The sequence below is a fragment of the Polaromonas sp. P3_C2 genome (assembly GCF_056402675.1).
In genome coordinates, this window is sequence record NZ_JBFUGX010000811.1 from 1 (window position 1) to 1645 (window position 1645).

Sequence of the window (1645 nt, forward strand, 5' to 3'; positions counted from 1 at the left end):
GTATGGCCGTGTGGCCAGGGCATTGCTCGAATTCGCCAATGAAGACGGCAGCGGAAATGCCGTGATCCGCGACAAGGTTTCAAGGCAGGATCTGGCCAAGATGGTCGGCGCTTCGCGCGAAATGKTCAGCCGGGTGATGAAGGATCTTGAAGAGCGCGGATTCATCGAAACCCGCGACGATGGCTCGCTTTTGGTGAAAGAGCGTCTTCATACGCTGGGATAGGGCCCTGGCAGACCCCTGCCGTACGGTTTGGCGTCTCTGGCGCCCTCAAAGGCCTTACCCAACTGCGGTAAGCTTGGTACTGCAACCCGGAAATATCGAAACATGAAAGCGCGTCTTCGTACCCATGGCGGCGTTGCAAGCCTTGCGAAGGCATATAGCCTTCGCTGCGGCCCGCGCCTTGCCCTGGGCACGAATCCATCCCTTTCATTTTGTCTCGCTACTTCCGGCTTGCAGTACTAGCCGGGCCATGACTTACTCACTCGATACCCTGAACTCCAGAAATTCCCCAGCCGCGGGCGCGCCCAGCGGCATCAAACGCTTTGCCCATGAAGTCAGCCTGATTCTGGGCCTGCTCGGCCTGATTTTCTGGCTCGCGGCACTGCTCAGCTATTCTCCGCAAGACGCTGCCTGGTCAACATCCGGTACCGCTGATGTCCTGGGTGGCGCCCAAGCTGCGTCCCGAAACTGGGGTGGCCGCCTGGGCGCATGGCTGGCAGATGCGAGCTATTTCCTGCTGGGCTTTTCCGTCTGGTGGGCATTGGCGGCAGGCGCCCAGGTCTGGTTGTCTTCATTGGCGCGCTGGCTTCGCGGCGAGCCCCTTGCTGCCGATTCATCCCATTCCGCCGGCCGGATCCGGTTTTGGCTAAGCCTGCTCCTGCTTTTACTGGCCAGCGCGGCGCTGGAATGGTCCCGCCTGTATCGTTTTGAATTCAGGTTGCCCGGCCACGCTGGCGGCGTGCTGGGTTACCTGGCTGGAACGCAGGGCGAGAAATGGCTGGGTTTTGCTGGTTCAGGCCTGGTTTTTATTGCGCTCGGCGTGATCGCCGTGTCCGCCGTGTTCGGCTTTTCCTGGGCGCATGTGGCCCTGCGTGTTGGCGCGTGGATTGACAACCTGATTGACTCCCGCCGCGAAAAGCGCGAAATTGCCGAAGACCTCGCCTTCGGCAAACTGGCCGCGCGTGAGCGTGAAGAGACTTTGATCGACGAGCGCATCGAGATTGAAGAACACCATCCGGTGCCGGTCCTGATCGAGCCTGTGCTCGTGGACATTCCCAAAAGCGAGCGCGTGGCAAAAGAACGGCAAAAGCCGCTCTTCAGTGAAATGCCCGACTCCAAGCTCCCGCAGGTTGATCTGCTGGACGGTGCGCTGACACGCCAGGAGACCGTGGCCCCCGAGACGCTGGAAATGACCTCGCGCCTGATCGAGAAAAAGCTGAAGGATTTCGGCGTCGAGGTGCGTGTCGTGGCCGCCGCTCCCGGCCCCGTCATCACACGTTATGAGATCGAACCCGCCACGGGCGTGAAGGGCTCGCAGGTCGTCAACCTGGCCAAAGACCTGGCGCGCGCCCTCAGCCTCGTTTCCATTCGCGTGATCGAAACCATTCCCGGCAAAAACTACATGGCGCTGGAGCTGCCCAACGC

Annotated in this window: 2 protein-coding genes; both read left to right on the forward strand. The window is 60.8% G+C overall.

Going from position 1 to position 1645, the window contains the following annotated elements; all coding sequences use genetic code 11:
* Positions 1 to 223: helix-turn-helix domain-containing protein (locus tag AC1DWI_RS22245; protein WP_477725793.1), on the forward strand; the 223-nt coding region annotated here is incomplete at its 5' end.
* Between the two features lie 247 nt (positions 224 to 470).
* The coding region (locus tag AC1DWI_RS22250; protein WP_477725794.1) for a DNA translocase FtsK at positions 471 to 1645 on the forward strand (1175 nt) is incomplete at its 3' end.